Below are 16,442 nucleotides of genomic sequence, written 5' to 3'. Positions count from 1 at the left end.
CAACGCCGGCCCGTTCTCGCACGTCCCGCGCACCATGCCGAGTGGCCTGTCGGCTCCCCGCAGCACCTTTACCACCATCTGAGCATGCAGGGCCTCAGGACGTTCTTCGCGCCTTTCCGGACGTCCTTCGGTCTTTTTCTGATCGCCTGGCTATTGAGCTTTTCAGGCGGCGCGGCATTCTTTTCCTTCTATCCCGTTTTGATGCAGAAGGTGTACGGAGTTCTGCCCGGACTATCGTCAACAGGATACGCCCTGGCCGCGGGGCTGGGACTCATCCTGTATTCGCCTGCCGCCACGTGGTCTCTCAAGAGGGGGCCGCTGCCGGTACTTCGGGACGCACTGGTCCTGCGCATTGCTGCCTTTCTGGTACTGACTGTTCTGGCAATCTCGCCGTTTACCGGACGCGGCTGGCTCGCCATGCTGTTCTTTCTATTCGTCGTGCTTGCATGGTCTTTGCTCAGCGTGAGCAGCACCGCACTGGTTGCTTCTCTGTCCCCGGGAAATGAGGGAGAGGGGATGGGCCTCTTTAACGCCGTTACCGCGCTGTCCGGCGTCATCGGGGCCGTACTCGGAGGATGGGCGGCGAATCTGTGGGGGTATGTCGCAATTCCGATCATGGGAATAATCGGAGTTGGCGCCGGTTTCATTGTGCTCATCATGACACGATTCAATACACGCATGGTAATTCAGGTAAGTAAGGAGGTTCACCAGTGAAAGCAGTCGCTCTTACTCCCGGCACCCCTGCGATCAGGCTGATCGATGTTCCTGAACCGGCTGTCACTTCTCCCGAAGACGTGAAGGCACGTATTCTTCGCGTCGGCATCTGCGGTACGGACCGTGAAGAGGCATCAGGCGGCCGTGCCCTGGCCCCGCAAGGTCAAAAGGAACTTGTGATCGGCCACGAAATGTTCGGCCAGGTCGTCGAGACGGGTAAGGCCGTGACACGGGTGAAACCAGGAGACTTTGCAGTGTTCACGGTTCGCCGCGGATGCGGAGAATGCCTGCCTTGCAAGATGAACCGCTCCGACATGTGCCTCACCGGAGGATACCGCGAGCGGGGGATCTGGGGAATGGACGGGTATCAGACTGAATTTGTCGTGGACAGGGAACAGTACATTGTCCGCGTTCCTGTTGATCTTGAACCAATGGGCGTGCTTACCGAGCCGCTCTCGGTTGCTGAGAAGGCCATTGACGAATCGATCCGCCTCCAGTCCGCCCGCTTGCCGGAAGCTGCGGCCACGCCCGACTGGCTGTATGGACGGCGCTGCCTGGTGGCTGGCCTCGGGCCGATCGGACTTCTCGCCGCCCTTGCCCTGCGCCTGCGCGGAGCGGAAGTTTTCGGGATCGATGTCGTGGACGCGGCCAGTGCCCGCCCGCAGTGGCTCAATCACATCGGGGGAAAGTATGTGGATGGGAGGCGCATCCCCCCCGATAAGGTCGAGCGCGAACTGGGGCAGATGGATCTGATCTTCGAGGCAACGGGCGTGGCTGCGCTCGAATTCAACCTTCTTGACGCACTCGGGAAGAACGGCGTCTATGTTCTCACCGGTATTCCCGGCGGAGACCGCCCTCTCCAGCTTGACGGCGCCGAACTGATCAGGAGGCTTGTGCTCGGGAATCAGGTCATGATAGGCAGTGTGAACGCTTCCCGCGATCACTTTCAGATGGCCGTTGACGATCTCTCCCGTGCCCGGCTGCGATGGGGCGATCATGTAGCCGGACTTATCACCCATCGTCGTCCCTCTGCGGATTATCAGTCGGTCCTGACGCAGCATGAACCGGACGAGATCAAGGTAGTACTGGAATGGAACCCATAAAAAGGAGTGTGAACTATGGATGGACGGAACAACTACGCACCGGGATGGCCGGGAAGCCCGGCACGCTGGACATCGAGCGCCAAGAGCGGTGTTGGTACGTCCCTGAGTCCTGCAAGCCGGGTCTGGTTCACCCTGAGTCACGGCATCCTGAACGAGATCTATTATCCCCGGGTAGACCAGGCTTGTACGCGCGATCTGGGTCTCATCATCACTGACGGCCGGGACTTTTTCTCCGAGGAAAAGCGACATGCCTCATCCACGGTGGCTTATCCCGTTGACGGCGTTCCGGCCTACCATCTGGTAAACACCTCGCGGGAAGGACGCTACCGGATCGAGAAGGACATCATCACTGATCCCCGAAGGGACGTTGTGCTCCAGCAGACACGCTTCACTGCTCTCCGGGGAAGAGAGGAAGACTACCATCTTTACGTACTGCTGGCGCCGCACCTCGGCAACCACGGCGCCGGCAATACCGCATGGGTGGGCGACTACAAGGGCGTGCCCATGCTCTTTGCCGAGCGCGACGGCAATGCCCTGGCGCTTGCCTGCTCGGCAGCCTGGCTCAAACGTTCCTCAGGCTTTGTCGGCGTTTCCGACAGCTGGCAGGACCTGATGCGCAATAAGTTCATGTCCTGGGAATATGCACGTGCTGAGAACGGCAATGTGGCACTGTGCGGAGAAGTCGACCTGTCCGCGAACAAAGGCGCGTTCCTGCTTGCCCTGGGGTTCGGCAGCGATTCCGGTGAAGCAGGATACCGCGCCCTGGCAAGCCTCTCCGACGGGTTCGAGTCAGCGCAAACCCTCTACACGAACGAGTGGCAGGCGTGGCAGCGAACGCTGCCGATCATAGACGGAGGCAAGACGGACAACCGTAATCTGTTCCGGGTCAGCACTGCGGTCCTCCGGACTCACGAGTCAAAGCGTTTTCCCGGCGGCCTGATCGCAAGCCTTGCCATCCCCTGGGGTTTTTCCAAGGGCGATGACGATCTCGGAGGATACCACCTTGCGTGGCCGCGTGACCTGGTCGAATCGGCCGGGGGCCTCCTGGCCGCAGGGGCGAGGACCGATGTCAACCGTGTGCTTCGCTATCTTCAGGTCACGCAGGAAGCGGACGGCCACTGGCCGCAGAATATGTGGCTCGACGGTGCACCTTACTGGAACGGCATCCAGATGGACGAAACAGCTTTCCCCATTCTTCTCGTTGACCTGGCACGACGGGAGAAGGCGCTGGGCGAGGGCGATCTGGCCGCACTCTGGCCAATGGTGCGAAAGGCGGCGGGTTTTCTCGTACGGAACGGCCCGGTAACGCAGCAGGACCGCTGGGAGGAAGATGCCGGTTATTCGCCCTTCACCTTGGCCGTAGAGATCGCGGCGCTCCTGGTGGCCGCGGACCTCGCCGGGACGAATAATGAGCCCGGCGTTGCCGCATACCTCCGTGAAACCGCTGATACCTGGAATGCGAACATCGAACGCTGGGTCTACGTCACGGGGACCAAGTTGGCAAAACGCATGGGTGTTGAAGGCTACTACGTGCGCATCGCGCCGCCGGAAGTGGCTGATGCCGCTTCTCCGAAAGCAGGGTTTGTGCCGATCAAGAACCGGCCTGTTGGACAGAGCGCCGAACCGGCCGTTCATATCGTGAGCCCCGACGCCCTGGCCCTGGTCCGCTTCGGCCTGCGTGCAGCCGATGATCCGCGCATCGTGAACACCGTGAAGGTCATTGATGCACTGTTGAAAGTGAAGACGCCCAACGGTCCTTCCTGGCACCGGTACAACGACGACGGCTACGGAGAACATGCGGACGGTTCTCCCTTCGACGGCACAGGCACGGGAAGGGCATGGCCGCTTCTCACGGGTGAACGCGCCCATTATGAACTCGCGGCAGGCCGCCGCACCGAAGCGGAGCAGCTCAAACTGACGATGGAGGCCTTTGCCAACGAGGGAGGAATGTTGCCCGAGCAGGTTTGGGACGCCCCGGATATCCCCAAAAAGGAACTTTTCTTCGGCAAGCCGTCGGGCTCGGCCATGCCGCTGGTCTGGGCCCATTCCGAATACGTTAAACTGAGACGGTCCCTGCACGATGGCCGCGTGTTCGACACGCCGCCCCAGACCGTTCAGCGATACCAGGACGAGAAGAGAGAATCTCTCCTTTCCCGATGGAGTTATAACCACAAGATCCACGCTATGAAAGCGGGAAGGACATTGCGCATCGAAGTGCTGCAACCAGCCATGATCCACTGGAGTGCGGACTCCTGGCAGACGACGCGGGACCAGCGGACTCGCGATACGGGCCTTGGAGTTCACGTGGCAGACCTGTCTACGAAAGATCTTCCTTCCGGGAGCATGGTCTTTTTCACGATCTACTGGCCGGCCGCTACAAAATGGGAAGGCGTGGATTATTCGGTCACCATAGCGAAGGACTGACAGGGAGATCAGGTAACCTGCCGGCACGGGGAAGGATCCTTATGGACAAACAGAACCGTCTCGTCAATGCAAGGGGCACAGGGTCCCTGCTGCTTATGCTGGCCGCAGGGCTGCTGATCGGCGCCGTGCTGCATGCCTATATTCTCCCTGACCCCTATCCGCCTTCGTTCGTACCCCCGGAGGCAGCCTCCGACTTTCGCCTGATGGCCGAGGCCTGGAACGCGATTGAACAAAACTACGTGGACCGTCCCAGCGTGAAGCCGCGAAGCATGACCTACGGCGCAATTGCGGGCATGGTCGATTCCCTGGGCGACACGGGGCACAGCGGCTTTCTGAACCCGGATATGGTCCAGGCTGAGCATACGATCGAGTCCGGACAGTTCGCAGGCATAGGTGCTGAAATCCAGATGAAGAACAACCAGGTAGTCGTCGTAGCGCCGATCGACGGATCGCCGGCGCAAAAGGCCGGCATTCGCCCCGGCGACATCATTATTGACGTTGACGGCAGGGACGTCACCGGCCTTTCCCTGCAGGAGGTGGTGCAAAAGATCATGGGCCCGGCCGGAACCGTTGTGGCCCTTATGATTGAGGACCCCGTTTCAGGGCAGGAAAGGACGCTTACCATCAGGAGGGCGAACATCACCCTGCAAAGCGTAACCTGGCACCTGCTGCCGGACCAGCGCACGGCGCACGTGCGGATCGCATTCTTCAGCAAGGGAACGTCGCAGAACCTGGAGAAGGCCCTTGCTGAAATTGAGCAGCGCGGAGCAAAGGGAGTGATCCTCGACCTGCGGAACGACCCGGGCGGGCTCCTTGATATGGCGGTCGGGGTGGCAAGCCAGTTCCTGGAAAGCGGCACCGTTCTCGAGGAAAAGAACGCGAAAGGCGAACTGCGGTCTGTCGCGGTTGAAAAAGGCGTCAGGAAATGCGGCCTGCCCATGGCTGTTTTGACCAATGCCGGCACCGCCAGCGCCTCGGAGATCGTTGCCGGCGCTCTTCAGGATGCGAAGCGTGCAGCCATCGTGGGAGAAAAGACATTCGGCACCGGGACAGTGCTGAACGCCGTGCCCCTCTCAGACGGGTCGGCACTGCTGCTCGCCGTCATGGAATGGCTTACGCCGAACGGCCGTGTCATCTGGCACAAGGGGATCACGCCAGACATTGTCGTTTCCCTTCCAGCCGATGGTGCGCCGTTGCTCCCCGAAGCGGAACGGGGCATGAGCCTTGCGGAACTGCGGTCGCATAAGGATCTCCAGCTGCTTCGTGCCCTTGATGCCCTGCGCGGGACCTGACCGGGCGGGAAAACCTCTTAAAAGGGCTCGTTGCTCCGAGGTCTGATGTCGAGCTGAAAACGATGAGGGAAAACTGGGCGCAAAGCATGAAAGCAGGCCGTCAAAGGGAGTGGCTGCGCCGTATCGAAGGTGATATTTTGGTCTGATTGCAAATCCCGGGGGAGAGAGCTACCATAGGAACATGAAAGGGAGGATGTTATGCCCTTCCCGGCGAAAGGAGTTGAATACCATGATCGGTAAACAAATAATCCGGAGAGGACCGGCCAGGACCGCAACGGTACTGGCCGGGATGCTTGTACTGCTTGCTGCCGTTTTGCTGGCCACATCTCTTACACAGGCGGCGATCTCGCAAGGCATGACGAAAGGCGGCGAGGAGCGCACCCTGAAGGGGGAGGTTATTGCCGTAGACAATGTGAACAACATCAATGTGCTGACCTTGAGGTCAGATGAAATTGGCAAATATCCGAACGATACCATGAACATCTTTCTGAGGCCAAGCACCAGTGTGAAGATATGCAACGCGCGCGAACCTGCGCGTGATATCAATGTCAGCCGGAACGCCATGATACGGTATCATGAATTGGCTGGTTTTGCCGTTGCCGATTCCGTTTCGGAACGTTGTTGAAGGATTATTCTATGGTACAAGGCTCCGCACATGTGCGGAGCCTTTCTCTTGTGATTGCGGGATCAGTGCCGACCTACCATGCTGTGTTTGACGGGCGTAGAGGAGTTCAAAATATTCCAACAGAAAACGGAGGTAGTTCCATGAAAGCACTATTTATCAGTGCGGACAGATATGACGATGCAGAGCTTCTCGTCCCCTCTTACCGATTTCTAGAAGAAGGCATCAAGGTGGATATCGCATCTATGAAGAAAAAGGAGCCGATTAAAGGCAAACATGGATATGACATGAACGTGACGAAGACCCTGGCAGAGGTCAGGCCTGATGACTACGATATCCTTGTGCTGCCCGGAGGTGATGTGGCCGAGGCGGTGCGAAAAGAACCGAAGGCGGTGGAGATCGCGCGAGACTTCTTCAAGAAGGAGAAACCCGTCGCCGCTATTTGCCAGGGACCTCAGACGCTGATCGCTGCGGGACTTCTGAAGGGCAGACACGCCACCGGTTCCCAGGCCATCGTGGATGAGTTGATATCAGCAGGCGCGATCTTCGTCGAGGACGAAGATGTCGTCGTGGACGGCAATCTCGTGACCTCGCGCCGGCCTGCGGACCTGCCCGCCTTCATGCGGGAAACAATGAAGATGATCCGCAAAAAGGCCCAAAATTTGAAAGCTGCATAGTGATCTTTCCCAAAAGTTGATGCGACTTTTTGTTCTGGCGCGGATGCTTGAAACGATCAGGCAGAGTGCCATGATCCTTCTGGTGGTTACGATACTCCTGAGAATGATGTCATGAACTTGCGGGGAATGTGCCAGGTCCGTCCTTATACTTATCTTCCCCGGATCTATAAGAGACTGGTCAGCCTTTATGAAGGCCAGGGATAGGGCGCGGGCTTCGGCTCGCGCTTTACGAGAAGGATCGAACAGGGCATCCCCCGGATAAGGTCTTCATTGTCCCTTCCGAAAGGAAGGTGTTCTAGCCGCGATTCTTCATGGGCAGGAAGCACGAGGAGGCCGATCTTCTCGTCCCGCACGACTTTCTCGATCTCCTTGTGAGGTTTGCCTTCCCGGATCAGTTCCTTGACGGATATGCCCTTTCGTTTTTCCTCCGCAACAAGGTCGTCCAGCTCCTTCCTCGTCTTCTTGAGCAGACGACGAAAGTCCTGCTCCAGTGATGGAAGGGAAGGTTCCATCCCTCGATACAGAATGGATCGTGAATGACGTGCAGGACATAGAATTCCGCGCCAAAGCTTCGCGCCTGATCCACGGCAGCGCGGACAACGGGGCCGCAATGGCTCGTCAATCTGCATACGATGAGAAGCCGTTTGATGCTGTCCATGATGTATGTCCTTTCTTCGTATTAATGTATCAATTTTAAAAATCCTTTCTGATTTAATCTTAGGACTGACCGATAGATCTGTCCCTAAAACGGGGCTTTTTATCACTTTTTCTTCGATCAGTCCTGACAAAGTTTCACTGAACACGCTGAAACACCGTGGCCACGGCTCCGGCGGTAATCGGTTCCTGCAAATGGGCAGACTGTGCCGCACTAATGTTGATATTTTGGTAGGATTGAATATCCCGGAAGAGAGAGTTATCATATGAATGAACAATACAAGAGCAAGAGGGTCTGGTATTCCCTCTCTTGTATGAAAGGAGTTGATGGTCATGATCGGTAAGTCAATGATCGGGAGAGGGCCGGCCAGGGCGGCAACGGTACTGGCCGGGCTGCTCGTGCTGATTGCTGCTGTTCTGTTGTTCATGTCCCTTACCACACTGGCGGCGAATTCCCAGGGAATGATGAAGAGCGGTCAGGAGCGCACCCTGATAGGGGAGATCGTAGCCGTAGACAATGTGAACAACATCACGGTGCTGACCTTGCGCTCGGATGATCTTGGCGAATATCCGAGCGATACCGTAAGCATCTTTTTGAATGCGAGAACCGGTGTGCTGATCTGCAACTCCGGTGATTCGGCTCAGGACCTCACCGCGTATCGTGATGCCATCGTGACGTATCACGAATTGGCGGGTTTTGCCGTCGCCGATACGGTTTATGAGCAGTGCTGATGGCTGATTCCCTGGTATAAGGCTCCGCATGATTGCGGAGCCTTATTATTCTCTTGACTCGATTGTGAGTTCGCGATGAACGGTAGCGTTCTTTCGTTGATCGCGCTCAGGTTCAAGGGGAGAGATAACCGTCGGGCGCAAGGCTGGTTGCGAGCATCACCATGTTTATAGCGCGATGAGCCTGCCAGGTGTCAGCCTGCCTGTTTGAAGGTTCAAGCCAGTATTTCTCGATCATGTCACCGAGGGGCTTGGAGCGCGTCAATTCATCAATTTGTGAATGCAGACGACGGTTCCCGGTGGGACATCCCGCAGAGTGCTCGATCAATGCCTGCAGCCGCTCAAGGGCATGCAAACCGATCGATAACCCCAATTCCCGAAATGGAAGCCGCTCCTGTGCGGGAAGATCCAGTGGATTCGATCGCGCGTAGGATTGGATGCCGGTCAGGGAAGAGTGCAGGATCGTGTCCAGAAGTGCGTCCTTTTCAAAACCTTTGGGGACGGTCAATTGAGCAAGCTTGTACGCGCTGCTCAAAAGCTCGCCAATGCCCAGGGGATCATCGGTGGTCCATTGTTTCCCTTCACACAGAGCTGCAAGGTCGGTGATTTCCGCGCCGAGATCGGACCCCGGGGATTTGTCAGAGTCTCTTGCCGCGGTAGCCTGAAGCTGGAGGTACGTGATGAGTCCGTCGAGAGGATCGTGATGCCCCATCGAGGGGACAAGCGGATGGGACAGGTCGATGCTCATCTTCCAGTACATGCGTTTTCGTCCGCTCGCGGGATGATCGTAGGTGAACCTGGCATGCGCTGTTTTCGCGAGCTCTATCGCCCACCGGTTGTAGGTCGGATCTTCCGTGACGCTGCTTGCCCGGCTGAGAGCGTGCATCCATTTTGTCAAATAATGATAGTACTGTCCGTCCCGTTCCCATTCCAGGCGTTCATCATAAGGCTCATCAGGTCTGCGTTCGTTCATCTCCTTGCCGATCCTTAAGCCGCCTCGCGTGGGGTGCATGATGCCTTCGTGCTGATCGAGGCCGCTGATCCAGCCCGTGCGGCTGTCATCATCACGGTGACGTCCGAGCACGGCATGGACTTGATCGACAAGGCGCAGCGCTAGACTTTTGTATATCTCGTCGCCAAAAGATCGATAAAGCTCCAGGAAGTTGCAGACGGCAAAAGCATCGGTCCATAAGTAGCGTTGTCCTTTTTCCCTGGCCGGCATCAGTCCGGTCAGGTCGGCAAATTCGATCATGAGCTCCCGGGCCGTTGACAGGGAGGCATTTTGTTCCGTCTTCCTCATAAATTCTTCCGGATAAAACGTTGCTCAATCGATACGGTGATTGCCGGCTTGCCGCGACTCCTCGCGGGCTATGACGTCAGCCTCCGGGAGATCTCGGTGATCCGCTCAGGCAGCTTGCGTACACTTTCGATCAGGATATAGTTCACATCGCCGGACTGTGCGGGAGATAGGACTGGGCATCCATGTCGATGATGATGCAGAAGGGGGTCGATGCCCTGCTCGCGGACCTCTTGAAGAGCAAAAATATCGCGCAGAAACAAGACTCAAAGAAAGGATATAATGTTATGATTTGATCGCTGTTCTTCGCGCCTTTGCGCGATACGGGATTGTATCGCCTTGTCACGATGCTCCCCTAAGGCGGTCGTTTATTAAATGGAGGCACGAAGTACACGAAGAAATCCTGATGAAAATGATTTTATTCGCTCTTTCAACTTCGTGGCTCTGTGTGAGACGCGTCTTTTTATGGTTTTACGCAGCTTTCGATTTTTTTGCCGCGCTGCGGATCATCTTCATGGTCTCCCGCATGAACGCGGGAAGGTCCGAAGGCTGGCGCGAGGTCACGAGATTGCCGTCCACGACAACTTCTTTGTCCTCGTAGACCGCGCCCGCCGCCTTCAATTCCTCAACAACCGTCCGGTAGCAGGTGGCATGCCTGCCTTTCAGCAGGCCCGCGGTGATCAGCGTCTGAGGCCCGTGGCAGATGGCTGCTACCGGCTTGTTCTTCGCGAAAAAGTAACGCGCGATCTCCACGGCCCTGGGCTCCCTTCGCACTTCCTCGGGCGCCTTGCCGCCCGGCAGCACCAGAACGTCGTAATCATCGGGCCTGACCTCCGCCAGGGTCTTCGTCACCGGTACGTCGTAGCCGTGCTTGCCCTTGATCGGTTCTTTCTTCATGGACGCAATGTCCACCTCGAGGCCTTCTTCGAGAAGGCGGTAATAGGGAACAAGAAGCTCCGAATCCTCATACCTGTCCGCGCTGATGAACAGTGCTTTCATGGGACCACCTCCCCCCAAGCGTTCGAATTGTCAAAAAACAACCGCCTTGAAGAACGCACAATGTGCTGCACTACCTGTCAGAGGCGCTGCCTGAACCATGCGACGGCAAGACGCGCGACTTCTGCGAGCGCGCCCGGCTCCTCGAACAGGTGCGTTGCATGGGGAACGATCGCGAGGTCCTTGTCCGCAGTGATCATGCCGTACGCCTGCTGGTTGAGTTCGAGAACAGGGGAGTCATTACCGCCCACGATGAAGAGGACCGGTGTCGTTACCCGGGAGAGGGCCGGTCCGGCCAGGTCGGGCCTGCCTCCGCGCGAGACCACGGCGCGGATCAGAGGCCCCATTTCCGCAGCGGCGCGAAGGGCCGCTGCCGACCCGGTGCTTGCCCCGAAATAGCCCAGGGGAAGTCCCTGGGTTTCCGGCCGCTTTTGGAGCCAGTGGGTCGATGCCTTGAGCCGCTCGGTCAGGAGATCGATATTGAACCGGTTCGCGTAGACGGCGTCCTCGAAGGGCTTGAGCAGGTCGAAGAGGAGAGTGCCGATCCCTTCTTCCTGGAGCATGCCGGCCACGAACCTGTTCCGCGGGCTGTGCATGCTGCTGCCGCTGCCGTGCGCAAATATCACGACTGACCGGCATGATCGGGGGATCACGAGATTTCCCTCAAGCATCACCGTTCCGGCCAGGATGCTGACTTTCTGTTCGGTAAGCGTATTGAACATGGCGTTGCCTTCCTTTATTTTTTACAGATGACTGTCAGCCGATATCCGGTGAACAGGGGATGGGAAAGAACTGGTTCGGTTCCCTCCGGATCACGCTGCCTTTGCCGAAATCCGCTGAAGAATGTCCACTACTTCGTCGTCCGATACCTGGGCAAAATCGAGATAGTGTGCGCTCACCGCCATGAACGAGAGCGGCGTTTCGAGGCAAATGAGCTCATCGACCATCTGCCGCAAGGCTTTCATGGTTCCCGGGGGCCCGACGGGCAGCGCAACGACCAGCTTTTTCACCTTCTGTTCTTTGAGCGCCGAGATCGCGGCCTTTATCGTGGCGCCGGTCGCGACCCCGTCGTCCGCGAGGATGACCACGGTCCCGCTCAGATCGGGAAGCCTTTTCCCCGACCGGTAAAGGACCACGCGCCGTGCGATCTCCTCCTTTTGACGTTCGATCTCGCTCTTTATAAAAGCCCCGGATACACTGCCTTCTTTGACGATGTCCTCATTCAGGATAACGGTCCCGGTCTCCGCAACAGCTCCCAGGGCAAGCTCGGGTTGGCCGGGGAAACCGAGTTTTCTCACGATCAGAACATCGAGAGGGACATTGAGCGCATGCGCAATCTCATAGCCGGTGACCACGCCGCCCCGGGGAAGGGCGAGAACCATCACATCGGGCCTGTCCTTGTATTGAAGAAGCCGCGAGGAGAGGCGGCTTCCTGCATCGTTTCGATTTTGGAACATGGTTCTCATTTCTTCCCGCCTATGTAGGCACGAGCGTCAAGGTCCGGATTCGTTCAGAACGCCTTACTTTAGCATGACGAAAAAACTAGTTCTTGTGAACAACTTCTCGGAGTTACATCTTCGCTTTTTATTTAAATTTAATTCTCTGTTCATAGATTGTCAAGATGCAACGGCATCAAGAGCAATTCCGGCAAAGGATCCCGCGCATTCGTAGCCTGGCGTTGCCACATCGCGGCCACAGGCCCACACCCTCCATTCGCGTAAACACTCATAACCGCTGGGTGCAGGCTTGTAAGCGCTAGGTGCGGCCAGATCTACGCAGATGGATTCTCAATAAGAGCAAGAGACAAAGTCTTGAGATTCGGTTTGTTTTGCTTTAAACTGAGGAGGAGTAGTTTGGTTATCTCTGTGACATCAGCTTGTGCCCGCGTTATGGAAAGAGCAGGGTACGTCATCTGCGGATAGATCTTGCAGCGCTTGAGCGATCTATTCAGCCGGCCCTTTATGAACGATCTGACAAGAAGAACCATACTGGGATTTGTGCAGCTTATCCTCGGCCTGGGAATTGCGCTTTTCGCTCCCGGATGGACGTTCGATTTCTGGCAGGCATGGGCCTATTTGTTCGTCTTTGTCCTCTCAACCGCACTGATCTCCGCGTATCTCTGGAAGAAGGATCCGAAGCTCCTGGAGCGCCGGGTGCATGCGGGCCCGGGAGCAGAAAAAGAAAGGAGCCAAAAGCTTATACAGCTCTTTGCATCCCTGGCGTTCATCGGACTGTTCCTTCTGTCATCGCTTGACCATCGTTTTGTATGGTCGAAAGTTCCGCTTACCGCAGTGATTGCCGGGGACGTCCTCGCGGCGCTCGGGTTTCTCATCATCTTCATCGTTTTCAAGGAGAATTCATTCACCGCTGCGACCATCGAAGTTACCTCGGATCAAAAAGTTGTTGAAACGGGACCTTACGCGTTCGTTCGCCATCCCATGTATTCAGGAGCGCTCGTCATGCTCCTTGGAACGCCGCTTGCGCTCGGGTCCTGGTGGGGGCTCCTCATGTTCCTTCCCATGACGCTCGTGATCGTCTGGCGGCTTCTCGATGAAGAAAAATTCCTTGCTGAACATTTGCCCGGGTATCCGGACTACAGAAAGAAGGTGCGGTACCGGCTCATACCCTGTGTATGGTGACGGTAAATCACGTCTGTTTCTAATTCAGCACGCGAAGGGGATGCGCAGGAAAAACACTGGATGCCTGCTTTCGCAGGAATGACGATAGGTTCCGCCTCCTTCACGACCTTCGATTGTGCGATTCTTCCGCATCATGGTCTTCCAGTCGCCTTTTTGTCTCCCAGTCTCCGCGTCGCCTCTCGTCGACATGTCGCCCTTTAATCCCTTGACATCCCGTCCGCAGTCCTTATAATCACTGATCGTGTCAGAGGAACTCCCCGATATAGCGCCGGCGTCCCGGCGCGAGGTCAGGACCGTTTTCGCGGGCCTGATGCTGGCGCTCATGCTGGCGTCGCTCGACCAGAACATCGTCGGCGTCGCGCTTCCGAGGATCGTGAGCGACCTGGGCGGCCTTTCCCATCTGTCGTGGGTCGTCACGTCGTTCCTGCTCACCTCAACGGCAACCACGCCGCTCTACGGGAAGCTGAGCGACATGTACGGCCGCAAGCCGCTCTTTATCGCCGCGATCCTGATATTCCTCGTTGGGTCCATCCTCTGCGGCCTGTCCGGCTCCATGACCCAGCTCGTCGTGTTTCGCGGCATCCAGGGGCTCGGAGCGGGCGGCCTCATGACGCTCGCGATGACGACCGTGGCCGACCTCGTCGCGCCGCGCGAGCGCGGCCGCTATCAGGGCTATTTCGGCGCCGTCTTCGGCGTCGCCAGCATCGCGGGCCCGCTCCTCGGCGGGTTCATTACCGACGCCCTGTCCTGGCGCTGGATCTTTTTCGTCAATCTGCCGCTCGGCGCCCTGGCCCTTGCTTTTTTCATATTCGGATTTCACCGCCCCCGCCGCGTCGTTTCCCACCGGATCGACTATGCCGGAGCGTTCCTGCTTACCGCTTCCACGGTCGCGCTGCTCCTGGTGCTGACCTGGGGCGGTGTGCAGTACGCCTGGTCGTCGTGGCTTATCGCGGGCCTGGCCGCATCGGTGATCGTCATGATCCTGCTCCTCGTGCAAACGGAGCGCCGTTCCCCGGAGCCCGTTCTCGTACCGCACATCCTCCGAAACGGGGTTTTCCTGATAGCCACGAGCGTCATGTTCCTTACGTTCATGGGCCTGTTCGGAGCGTCGGTCTTTTTGCCGCTCTTTTTCCAGCTTGTTCTGGGGTTCGCGCCCGCGCGCGCCGGGCTCATGCTCGCGCCCATGACCGGCGGCGTGGTCATTGCGTCGTTTCTCGGGGGCCGCATCGTGTCCCGCACCGGACGGTATAAGATCCTCCCCGTTCTCGGCCTGGCTGCGGCAACGCTTGCCTTTCTCGCAGTCATGTGGGCGGCCGTGGCGGGAGCGAGCATCGGGTTCATCGAGGTCTCGCTCATCGCCCTCGGCGCGGGCTTCGGCCTCGTCATGCCGAACCTCATGGTCGCCATTCAGAACGCGGTCCTTCCCGCCGAGATGGGCTCCGCAACGGCGGCCTCGGCCTACTTCCGTTCGCTCGGCGGCACCTTCGGCGTCGCGATCTCCGGCGCCATCATGACTGCCCGGCTGCAGGGGCTGCATGCGGAGAAATGGAAGGGAATGGCGCCGGGGGCGAGATCCCTGCTCGAGCAGGGGGTCCAGCAGATCCAGCAGCTGCCCGCGGCGCAGAAAGAGATCGTCATCGGGGCGTACCGGCATGCGATCAGCACCACGTTCCTGCTCGGCTCGATCATCATTGCGCTGGCGTTCGTCCTGGTGCTCTTTCTCCCCGAACATCCGCTCAGGAGCTCTCATGCGTCGCCGGTCCGGAAGTAACAGAGCAGTCTGATCAACGCTGTCGCTCGCCACAAATCCTGCTTCATAATTCATAATCGTATTTTATCTGTTCACTTGAATCTTGACAGAAACACCCAGTGTAGTGTATTGTAGTACAGGAGGTTGGCCATGAGATCAGTCCTGTCAATAAGTCTCCCTGACAAGGTCGCCCGCGAGCTCGAACGGTACGCAAAAAGCCAGGGAAGAAACAAGAGCGACGTTGTCAAGGAATCGATCAGCATATACCTTTGGGAATCCAGGTTCGAGGGCGCGAGAAAAAGCCTCAGCGCGAGGGCGAAGAAGAAGGGCATGGTAACGGACGAAGATATCTTTAAGGAAGTGTCGTGAAGGCGCTCTTTGATACCAATGTGCTTCTTGCTGCATTTCTCACTGAAGGCGTCTGCGCGAAACTTCTCACGCGGGCGCGGAAACGTCAATTCGACCTCGTCACCTGTCCCTTCATCCTTCACGAATTCGAAGGCATCCTTGTCAAAAAGTTCGCATCAACAAAACAGGAAAAGGAGAACGCCGTGGCATTGATCGCCGAGGCGGCCCGAGACATCGTGCAGCCCTCCGGGAAATTGTCCGGTGTCTGCCGGGACAAAGATGACGACAATGTTCTTTCTTGTGCCCTGGAAGCAGCGGCTGATTACGTGGTCACCGGAGACAAGGACCTGCTTGCATTGAAATCGTTCCGGGGGACAGGAATTATCACGCCAAGAGAGTTTGAACTGCTGTTTGACAGGTGAGTCAGGAAGACAGAAGTAGGAAGTAAGAATGCAGAAAAGATGAGGCAGGGAATTAAAACATGAAAAAGTCAAAATTGAGAATTAAGAAAATAGAGATGGTAGTTATTTTCTGGAGGAACAAATGGTAAATTCAACAGCTACGATCCAATGTCCACAATGCAGCGGTAAAGGCTCAATAGCGTGTCCCGTCTGCCGCGGGCAGGGAAGACAGCCCAGCAGCAATGCTTCTCAACGTCCCTGCCCGAGCTGTCACGGTTCGGGGAAAAGCGTCTGCCCCCAGTGCCGGGGCGCAAAAAAAGTAACAGGCGAAAAATAAATGTCACGGGGCATTTTAACGCCGAAGGTCAACACGGCGTCTCTCGATCGGCTTCACGTCGACTCTCGGTCGCGCAGTCGCTTCTCCCTCGCCGGGCGGGCCCTGGGGTCCCTCCGTCGAGCACGAGCTTTTCTGCTGGTCACGATCGTTCTGCTGAACGCAACCTGCGCGATCGCGCCGCTCAGGAAAGAACCGGTGGATATCAGCAGGATCCTCGACGGAGTTTATGCGGGCCGTGCCAGCAGCTGGCCGAACGAGGCAGAGGTGCAGGTGACGGTGCGGGAAGGCAGGATGACCGGCATAGAGCTGGTACGGCACCGGGCGTCCTGGATCGGCAGGAGGGCCGAGTCGGCGATCCCGCTGAGGATCATCGAGAAACAGTCGGCGGACGTTGACGCCGTGACCGGCGCGACGAACAGCAGCAGGGTGATCATGCATGCGGTGTACGATGCGCTGGAA

At 57.5% G+C, this 16,442-nt stretch carries 18 protein-coding genes; 13 read left to right on the top strand and 5 right to left on the bottom strand.

All coding sequences use genetic code 11. The annotated features are described in order from the left end of the window. The 6 genes from VL197_06590 to VL197_06565 all read left to right on the top strand — a co-directional run. On the top strand, nt 1-714 hold a 714-nt coding region (locus VL197_06590; GenBank protein HUJ17643.1), incomplete at its 5' end, for an MFS transporter. Then, nucleotides 711-1,817 carry a glucose 1-dehydrogenase gene (locus VL197_06585; GenBank protein ID HUJ17642.1) on the top strand — a complete coding sequence of 369 codons (1,107 nt, stop codon included), beginning with the start codon at nt 711-713 and terminating at the stop codon, nt 1,815-1,817. The genes VL197_06590 and VL197_06585, both read left to right, overlap by 4 nt. A gap of 15 nt (nt 1,818-1,832) precedes the next feature. Continuing rightward, nucleotides 1,833-4,241, top strand: a complete 2,409-nt coding sequence (locus VL197_06580; GenBank protein ID HUJ17641.1) for a glucan 1,4-alpha-glucosidase — start codon at nt 1,833-1,835, stop codon at nt 4,239-4,241. A gap of 41 nt (nt 4,242-4,282) precedes the next feature. Next, nucleotides 4,283-5,533 carry a S41 family peptidase gene (locus tag VL197_06575; protein HUJ17640.1) on the top strand — a complete coding sequence of 417 codons (1,251 nt, stop codon included), beginning with the start codon at nt 4,283-4,285 and terminating at the stop codon, nt 5,531-5,533. Nucleotides 5,534-5,762: 229 nt separating this feature from the next. Then, complete coding sequence (locus VL197_06570) at nt 5,763-6,158, top strand: hypothetical protein (protein HUJ17639.1); 396 nt, start codon at nt 5,763-5,765, stop codon at nt 6,156-6,158. Between the two features lie 140 nt (nt 6,159-6,298). Further along, nucleotides 6,299-6,832: a type 1 glutamine amidotransferase domain-containing protein gene (locus VL197_06565; GenBank protein HUJ17638.1), complete on the top strand. Its 534-nt coding sequence runs from the start codon at nt 6,299-6,301 to the stop codon at nt 6,830-6,832. Nucleotides 6,833-7,017: 185 nt separating this feature from the next. On the opposite strand, the gene VL197_06560 is transcribed toward VL197_06565, so the two are convergent. Further along, nucleotides 7,018-7,344, bottom strand: a complete 327-nt coding sequence (locus VL197_06560; protein ID HUJ17637.1) for a universal stress protein — start codon at nt 7,342-7,344, stop codon at nt 7,018-7,020. Nucleotides 7,345-7,364: 20 nt separating this feature from the next. Here VL197_06560 and VL197_06555 point away from each other — a divergent pair, with 20 nt between their 5' ends. Together VL197_06555 and VL197_06550 are read left to right on the top strand one after the other, a co-directional pair. Further along, nucleotides 7,365-7,529, top strand: a complete 165-nt coding sequence (locus VL197_06555) for a hypothetical protein (protein ID HUJ17636.1) — start codon at nt 7,365-7,367, stop codon at nt 7,527-7,529. A 290-nt stretch (nt 7,530-7,819) separates the two neighbouring features. Next, nucleotides 7,820-8,218: a hypothetical protein gene (locus tag VL197_06550; protein ID HUJ17635.1), complete on the top strand. Its 399-nt coding sequence runs from the start codon at nt 7,820-7,822 to the stop codon at nt 8,216-8,218. A 112-nt stretch (nt 8,219-8,330) separates the two neighbouring features. Here VL197_06550 and VL197_06545 read toward each other — a convergent pair whose 3' ends face one another. The 4 genes from VL197_06545 to VL197_06530 form a co-directional block, all read right to left on the bottom strand. Next, nucleotides 8,331-9,467 carry a hypothetical protein gene (locus tag VL197_06545; GenBank protein HUJ17634.1) on the bottom strand — a complete coding sequence of 379 codons (1,137 nt, stop codon included), beginning with the start codon at nt 9,465-9,467 and terminating at the stop codon, nt 8,331-8,333. 516 nt (nt 9,468-9,983) lie between these two features. Next, a complete protein-coding gene (locus tag VL197_06540) occupies nt 9,984-10,511 on the bottom strand; it encodes a type 1 glutamine amidotransferase domain-containing protein (GenBank protein HUJ17633.1) in 528 nt (175 codons plus the stop codon). A 77-nt stretch (nt 10,512-10,588) separates the two neighbouring features. Beyond that, on the bottom strand, nt 10,589-11,230 hold the full coding sequence (locus VL197_06535; protein ID HUJ17632.1) for a dienelactone hydrolase family protein: 642 nt from the start codon (nt 11,228-11,230) through the stop codon (nt 10,589-10,591). Between the two features lie 90 nt (nt 11,231-11,320). After that, the gene (locus VL197_06530) at nt 11,321-11,965 is read right to left on the bottom strand and encodes a phosphoribosyltransferase (protein ID HUJ17631.1); all 645 of its coding nucleotides are present in this window, start codon (nt 11,963-11,965) and stop codon (nt 11,321-11,323) included. Between the two features lie 504 nt (nt 11,966-12,469). On the opposite strand from VL197_06530, the gene VL197_06525 reads away from it, so the two are divergent. The 5 genes from VL197_06525 to VL197_06505 all read left to right on the top strand — a co-directional run. Then, nucleotides 12,470-13,147 carry an isoprenylcysteine carboxylmethyltransferase family protein gene (locus VL197_06525; protein HUJ17630.1) on the top strand — a complete coding sequence of 226 codons (678 nt, stop codon included), beginning with the start codon at nt 12,470-12,472 and terminating at the stop codon, nt 13,145-13,147. A 241-nt stretch (nt 13,148-13,388) separates the two neighbouring features. Beyond that, nucleotides 13,389-14,918, top strand: coding sequence for an MDR family MFS transporter (locus tag VL197_06520; GenBank protein ID HUJ17629.1), 1,530 nt, complete (start codon nt 13,389-13,391; stop codon nt 14,916-14,918). 129 nt (nt 14,919-15,047) lie between these two features. After that, nucleotides 15,048-15,266, top strand: coding sequence for a ribbon-helix-helix protein, CopG family (locus tag VL197_06515; GenBank protein ID HUJ17628.1), 219 nt, complete (start codon nt 15,048-15,050; stop codon nt 15,264-15,266). Then, the gene (locus VL197_06510; protein ID HUJ17627.1) at nt 15,263-15,667 is read left to right on the top strand and encodes a putative toxin-antitoxin system toxin component, PIN family; all 405 of its coding nucleotides are present in this window, start codon (nt 15,263-15,265) and stop codon (nt 15,665-15,667) included. Before VL197_06515 ends, VL197_06510 begins: the two co-directional genes overlap by 4 nt. A gap of 316 nt (nt 15,668-15,983) precedes the next feature. After that, nucleotides 15,984-16,442: FMN-binding protein (locus VL197_06505; GenBank protein HUJ17626.1), on the top strand; the 459-nt coding region annotated here is incomplete at its 3' end.

The sequence above is a fragment of the Nitrospirota bacterium genome, from assembly GCA_035516965.1.
Taxonomy (GTDB): Bacteria; Nitrospirota; UBA9217; order UBA9217; family UBA9217; genus MHEA01.
The sequence above is the reverse complement of the archived record's forward strand: the minus strand, read 5'-3'. Positions and strand labels throughout refer to the sequence as shown.

What these genes read in the sequence shown, in the direction of transcription:
- VL197_06535 (HUJ17632.1), bottom strand. Translation starts at nt 11,230, where the DNA reads ATGTTCAATACGCTTACCGAACAGAAAGTCAGCATCCTGGCCGGAACG.
- VL197_06560 (HUJ17637.1), bottom strand. Translation starts at nt 7,344, where the DNA reads ATGGAACCTTCCCTTCCATCACTGGAGCAGGACTTTCGTCGTCTGCTC.
- VL197_06570 (HUJ17639.1), top strand. Translation starts at nt 5,763, where the DNA reads ATGATCGGTAAACAAATAATCCGGAGAGGACCGGCCAGGACCGCAACG.
- VL197_06565 (HUJ17638.1), top strand. Translation starts at nt 6,299, where the DNA reads ATGAAAGCACTATTTATCAGTGCGGACAGATATGACGATGCAGAGCTT.
- VL197_06540 (HUJ17633.1), bottom strand. Translation starts at nt 10,511, where the DNA reads ATGAAAGCACTGTTCATCAGCGCGGACAGGTATGAGGATTCGGAGCTT.
- VL197_06515 (HUJ17628.1), top strand. Translation starts at nt 15,048, where the DNA reads ATGAGATCAGTCCTGTCAATAAGTCTCCCTGACAAGGTCGCCCGCGAG.
- VL197_06545 (HUJ17634.1), bottom strand. Translation starts at nt 9,467, where the DNA reads ATGATCGAATTTGCCGACCTGACCGGACTGATGCCGGCCAGGGAAAAA.
- VL197_06530 (HUJ17631.1), bottom strand. Translation starts at nt 11,965, where the DNA reads ATGTTCCAAAATCGAAACGATGCAGGAAGCCGCCTCTCCTCGCGGCTT.
- VL197_06580 (HUJ17641.1), top strand. Translation starts at nt 1,833, where the DNA reads ATGGATGGACGGAACAACTACGCACCGGGATGGCCGGGAAGCCCGGCA.
- VL197_06525 (HUJ17630.1), top strand. Translation starts at nt 12,470, where the DNA reads ATGAACGATCTGACAAGAAGAACCATACTGGGATTTGTGCAGCTTATC.
- VL197_06575 (HUJ17640.1), top strand. Translation starts at nt 4,283, where the DNA reads ATGGACAAACAGAACCGTCTCGTCAATGCAAGGGGCACAGGGTCCCTG.
- VL197_06550 (HUJ17635.1), top strand. Translation starts at nt 7,820, where the DNA reads ATGATCGGTAAGTCAATGATCGGGAGAGGGCCGGCCAGGGCGGCAACG.